The following is a 6,006-nucleotide window of genomic DNA, read 5'->3' on the forward strand; positions in this document are numbered from 1 at the left end:
CGACCATGCGCAATCCGCGCCCGATCCAGCAGTGTTTTAAGTTCACGCTGCTCGCGTTCAGTCATCTCTTTTTGGGTAATACGGGGGAGTGCCATGATGGTGCCCTCAGTGAGCCAGAGAGTTCAGTGTACGGGAATTCGTTTGCGAGCAGAACTGATAATATTCATTTTGCCTTCTCTTAACTATTTATCTCTTTCGATAATTAATTAGAGATGCAGATAAAAAAATTAAAGGCAATTATTCTCCGATAAAGACGTTGGTTAACAGAGTACAGGCTCGTTTATTGATGAGCATAGTGACAAGAAAATCAATACGGCCCGAAATATAGCTTCCAGGCCATACAGTATTTACTCAAACAAATTACTATGCAGTTTTTGCACCACCTGCTCGGCATCTTCGCCGGGCACCAGGAAGCACAGGTTATGGCTGGATGCGCCGTAACAAATCATGCGAATGTTGAACGGTTCCAGTACGCCGAATACCTCTTTGCCAACGCCGCAGGCTTTTGACAGGTCATTGCCAATCAACGCGACCAGCGCCAGACCTTCTTCCACCTCCACCCGGCACAGTGCGGAAAGCTCCATCAGCAGAGATTGCGTCAGCAACGTATCGCCAGTGGAGGTTGAACCGGTGGTATCAAGGGTTAATGCCACGCTCACTTCTGACGTGGTGATTAAGTCTACCGAAATATTATGCCGCGCGAGGATGCCGAAAACTTCCGCGAGGAAGCCGCGAGAATGCAGCATATTCAGGCTGTGCAAAGTGAGCAGAGTCTGATTGCGACGAAGCGCCAGCGCGCGGAACAGCGGCGGATTTTCAGTTTTATTGCACACCAGCGTACCACCTGCGCGTGGGTCTTTGCTGGAGCCGACAAAGACCGGGATATCGCTGCGTACTGCGGGTAGCAACGTTGCCGGATGCAGTACTTTTGCACCAAAAGTTGCCATCTCTGCCGCTTCTGCAAACGCGATTTCATCAATGCGTTTTGCTGCGGAAACTACGCGTGGATCGGTGGTGTAGATGCCCGGGACGTCGGTCCAGATATCAACACGAGATGCGTGTAAAGCCTCCGCCAGCAAGGCTGCCGTATAATCGCTGCCTCCACGGCCAAGCGTCGTTGTACGACCTTTATTTTCGCTACCGATAAATCCCTGGGTGATCACTAAGCCTTCATTGAGGCGTGGGAGCAGCTGCAGCGCGGCCAGTTCCGCCAGCGCGGCTACATCTGGCTCTGCACGACCAAATCGGTCGTTGGTACGCATCACTTTACGTACATCAAACCACTGTGCCTGAACATCGCGTTCGCGCAGGATTTCGACAAACAGCAGGGTCGACATCAGCTCGCCGTGGCTGACCAGCTCATCTGTCAGCGCCGGAGACGTTGCCAGCGCCGCCGCTTCTGCCAGAACAGTAATGTTCTCCAGCAGACGTTCAATCTCTTCACGGATAACGTTCGGGTAACGCAGACGTTCCAGAATGGCAAACTGGATGTTGCGAATAGCGTCGAGTTTTTCGAATCGCTCGCCAGGTTCCAGCCCTTCCGCTAAAGCGACCAGCAGATTAGTGATACCAGCAGAAGCCGAGAGGACTACTAAACGCACGTTGGCATCAGAAAGCACAATATCAGCGCTGCGGTTCATGGCGTCAAAATCAGCTACGCTGGTACCGCCAAATTTGGAGACAACAATTTCAGACATAACTACCTCATGTCAGGGGATCCATTTTCAGCCTTGGCACAAGGGAAGAGCGGAAGACGGGTGGGCGCAGAGCGATACTTCGCTACTATTTTCACCCAGAAGTGCTCCACCACTTGCGAAACGCCCGACTGCGAACGCTTCTGGTGACAACCCAGGGGATTCAGCCCCTGTAGCCGATGATGAACGTGGCCAGCCGTTCAATCACCTCGGCGATGCACCCCCTCAGGTGTTATCACAGGACTGGCTCCTCCAACACCGTTACTTGGGCAACGCGCCTCTTCTGGCCTGCGCTAGCGCAGGTAGTACATTTATAAATAAAGGGTGAGCGGGGCGGTTGTCAACGACGGGGTCATGCGGATTTTTCATCCACTCCTGGCGGTCAGTAGTTCAGCTAATAAATGCTTCACTGCGCTAAGGGTTTACACTCAACATTACACTAACGGCACTAAAACCATCACATTTTTCTGTGACTGGCGCTACAATCTTCCAAAGTCACAATTCTCAAAATCAGAAGAGTATTGCTAATGAAAAACATCAATCCAACGCAGACCGCTGCCTGGCAGGCACTACAGAAACACTTCGATGAAATGAAAGACGTTACGATCGCCGATCTTTTTGCTAAAGACGGCGATCGTTTTTCTAAGTTCTCCGCAACCTTCGACGATCAGATGCTGGTGGATTACTCCAAAAACCGCATCACTGAAGAGACGCTGGCGAAATTACAGGATCTGGCGAAAGAGTGCGATCTGGCGGGCGCGATTAAGTCGATGTTCTCTGGCGAGAAGATCAACCGCACTGAAAACCGCGCCGTGCTGCACGTAGCGCTGCGTAATCGTAGCAATACCCCGATTCTGGTTGATGGCAAAGATGTTATGCCAGAAGTCAACGCGGTGCTGGAGAAGATGAAAACCTTCTCGGAAGCGATTATCTCCGGTGAGTGGAAGGGTTATACCGGCAAAGCAATCACTGACGTAGTGAACATCGGGATCGGCGGTTCTGACCTCGGCCCGTACATGGTGACCGAAGCACTGCGTCCGTACAAAAACCACCTGAACATGCACTTTGTTTCTAACGTCGATGGGACTCACATCGCGGAAGTGCTGAAAAAAGTAAACCCGGAAACCACGCTGTTCTTGGTAGCATCTAAAACCTTCACCACTCAGGAAACCATGACCAACGCCCATAGCGCGCGTGACTGGTTCCTGAAAGCGGCAGGTGATGAAAAACACGTTGCGAAACATTTTGCGGCGCTCTCAACCAATGCCAAAGCCGTTGGCGAGTTTGGTATTGATACTGCCAACATGTTCGAGTTCTGGGACTGGGTCGGCGGCCGTTACTCTTTGTGGTCAGCGATTGGCCTGTCGATTGTTCTCTCCATCGGCTTTGATAACTTCGTTGAACTGCTTTCTGGCGCACACGCAATGGACAAGCATTTCTCCACCACGCCTGCCGAGAAAAACCTGCCTGTCCTGCTGGCGCTGATTGGCATCTGGTACAACAATTTCTTTGGTGCGGAAACTGAAGCGATTCTGCCGTATGACCAGTATATGCACCGTTTCGCGGCGTACTTCCAGCAGGGCAATATGGAGTCCAACGGTAAGTATGTTGACCGTAACGGTAACGTTGTGGATTACCAGACTGGCCCGATTATCTGGGGTGAACCAGGCACTAACGGTCAGCACGCGTTCTACCAGCTGATCCACCAGGGAACCAAAATGGTACCGTGCGATTTCATCGCCCCGGCTATCACCCATAACCCGCTCTCTGATCACCACCAGAAACTGCTGTCTAACTTCTTCGCCCAGACCGAAGCGCTGGCGTTTGGTAAATCCCGCGAAGTGGTTGAGCAGGAATATCGCGATCAGGGTAAAGATCCGGCAACGCTTGACTACGTGGTGCCGTTCAAAGTGTTCGAAGGTAACCGCCCGACCAACTCCATCCTGCTGCGCGAAATCACTCCGTTCAGCCTGGGTGCGTTGATTGCGCTGTATGAGCACAAAATCTTTACTCAGGGCGTGATCCTGAACATCTTCACCTTCGACCAGTGGGGCGTGGAGCTGGGTAAACAACTGGCAAACCGTATTCTGCCAGAGCTGAAAGATGATAAAGAAATCAGCAGCCACGATAGCTCGACCAATGGTCTGATTAACCGCTATAAAGCGTGGCGCGGTTAATCATCATGCGTGCCTGATGCCGATATGTAGGCCGGATAAGGCGTTTACGCCGCATCCGGCAACCGGAGCCTGATGCCAATATCGACATTAATGCATAGTATGAGGAGTTAAATAACCTTAAAAACAATGCCGACAATAAGTCGGCATTGTTTTATCAGATAAATCCCCTTGTCTGTGATTTAACGGAAATCATACCGTGAGGTTAATCCTAAAATAGATTTTTAATCGTTGTTTATTTCGGAGAATACGCAGATTAATTACTTTTGTTTTTATTTTAAGTTTATGATTTTTATTGTTATTTAAATATAAGTTGAAACTTATATTTGATATTCATTCCAATTATCCTAAAACTCCATCGCTAATTCCCCGCGCCGTAATTCGCATGCTTTAGTTGTGTATACTCGATCCCGCCCGAAATGTTTTTGGGTAAATCTCCATTCATTCAATGAAGGGAAATTGTTATGAAAAAAGTTCTGTATGGCATTTTTGCCATATCTGCGCTTGCGGCGACTTCTGCGTGGGCTGCACCTGTACAGGTGGGCGAAGCGGCAGAGTCGGCAGCAACGTCGGTTTCGGCGGGGAGTTCCTCCGCGACCAGCGTCAGCACCGTAAGCTCGGCGGTGGGTGTCGCGCTCGCGGTAACCGGTGGCGGTGATGGTTCTAATACCGGGACCACCACAACCACGACCACCAGTACCCAGTAATAAAGTATGTATCCCCAAAATAATTTGAGTCATTGCATCTGTGGCTTGAAGTATGAAGGGATTTACCATAACCACACTCCGGTGTGGTTATTCTGCCCCTCTGGAGAAGAGTTGTGAAGCGACCTGCACTCATTCTTATCTGCCTGCTATTACAGGCCTGTTCAGCCACGACTAAAGAGCTGGGCAATTCACTGTGGGACAGTCTGTTCGGCACGCCAGGCGTACAGCTGACGGACGATGATATTCAAAATATGCCCTACGCCAGCCAGTACATGCAGCTTAATGGCGGGCCGCAATTGTTTGTGGTGCTGGCCTTCGCTGAAGACGGACAACAAAAATGGGTCACTCAGGATCAAGCCACTCTTGTCACACAACATGGTCGTCTGGTGAAGACTTTGCTTGGCGGCGACAACCTGATTGAAGTGAATAACCTTGCCGCCGACCCGCTGATTAAACCCGCACAAATTGTTGATGGTGCAACATGGACGCGCACGATGGGCTGGACCGAGTACCAGCAGGTACGCTACGCCACCGCACGCTCAGTCTTCAAATGGGATGGCACCGATACCGTCAAGGTCGGCAGCGATGAAACCCTGGTTCGCGTGCTGGACGAAGAAGTCTCCACCGACCAGGCGCGCTGGCATAACCGCTACTGGATCGACAGCGAAGGGCAAATTCGCCAGTCGGAACAGTATCTCGGCGCGGATTATTTCCCGGTGAAAACCACTCTCATCAAGGCGGCAAAACAATGATTAAACAAACTATTGTCGCGTTGCTTTTGAGTGTGGGAGCGTCATCGGTCTTCGCGGCAGGAACCGTCAAGGTGTTCAGCAATGGCAGCAGTGAGGCCAAAACGCTAACGGGCGCAGAGCATTTAATCGATCTGGTAGGGCAACCTCGACTGGCAAACAGCTGGTGGCCTGGTGCGGTGATTAGCGAAGAGCTGGCAACGGCGGCAGCATTGCGTCAGCAGCAGGCGTTGCTGACACGGCTGGCAGAGCAGGGCGCAGATTCCAGCACCGACGATGCCGCCGCCATTAACGCCTTACGCCAGCAAATCCAGGCATTGAAAGTGACAGGCAGGCAAAAAATCAATCTTGATCCCGATATCGTCCGCGTTGCCGAACGCGGTAACCCGCCGTTGCAGGGCAACTACACGCTGTGGGTCGGACCACCGCCGTCCACGGTCACGTTGTTCGGGCTTATCAGCCATCCTGGCAATCAGCCATTCACTCCAGGTCGCGACGTGGCGAGCTATCTCTCTGACCAGAGCCTGCTCAGCGGTGCGGATCGCAGCTACGCGTGGGTCGTTTACCCGGACGGACGCACGCAAAAAGCGCCGGTGGCTTACTGGAACAAGCGTCACGTAGAGCCGATGCCCGGCAGCATTATTTATGTTGGCCTCGCAGATTCCGTCTGGAGTGAGACTCC

The 6,006-nt window shown here is 51.8% G+C and carries 6 protein-coding genes and 1 riboswitch; of the genes, 4 read left to right on the plus strand and 2 right to left on the minus strand.

The window, feature by feature from the left end; translation table 11 throughout:
* Together yjbD and lysC are read right to left on the minus strand one after the other, a co-directional pair.
* The coding region (gene yjbD / locus ACUU1I_RS19090) for a DUF3811 domain-containing protein (RefSeq protein WP_075328393.1) at positions 1–95 on the minus strand (95 nt) is incomplete at its 3' end.
* 252 nt (positions 96–347) lie between these two features.
* On the minus strand, positions 348–1,697 hold the full coding sequence (gene lysC / locus ACUU1I_RS19095; RefSeq protein ID WP_001290322.1) for a lysine-sensitive aspartokinase 3: 1,350 nt from the start codon (positions 1,695–1,697) through the stop codon (positions 348–350).
* Between the two features lie 91 nt (positions 1,698–1,788).
* Positions 1,789–1,985: riboswitch (Lysine riboswitch) on the minus strand.
* 236 nt (positions 1,986–2,221) lie between these two features.
* Here lysC and pgi point away from each other — a divergent pair.
* From pgi to ACUU1I_RS19115, 4 genes are all read left to right on the plus strand, one after another.
* Entirely contained in the window at positions 2,222–3,871 is a 1,650-nt protein-coding gene (gene pgi, locus ACUU1I_RS19100; RefSeq protein WP_000789986.1) for a glucose-6-phosphate isomerase, read from the plus strand.
* Positions 3,872–4,332: 461 nt separating this feature from the next.
* Positions 4,333–4,575 (plus strand): exopolysaccharide production protein YjbE, encoded by a 243-nt coding sequence (gene yjbE / locus ACUU1I_RS19105; RefSeq protein ID WP_000757328.1) that lies wholly within the window; start codon positions 4,333–4,335, stop codon positions 4,573–4,575.
* 113 nt (positions 4,576–4,688) lie between these two features.
* The gene (locus tag ACUU1I_RS19110) at positions 4,689–5,327 is read left to right on the plus strand and encodes a YjbF family lipoprotein (protein ID WP_001341739.1); all 639 of its coding nucleotides are present in this window, start codon (positions 4,689–4,691) and stop codon (positions 5,325–5,327) included.
* Positions 5,324–6,006 (plus strand): capsule biosynthesis GfcC D2 domain-containing protein (locus ACUU1I_RS19115; RefSeq protein WP_449144882.1); only part of this gene is annotated, 683 nt, incomplete at its 3' end. The genes ACUU1I_RS19110 and ACUU1I_RS19115, both read left to right, overlap by 4 nt.

The organism is Shigella sp. SIG3 (genome assembly GCF_053555855.1).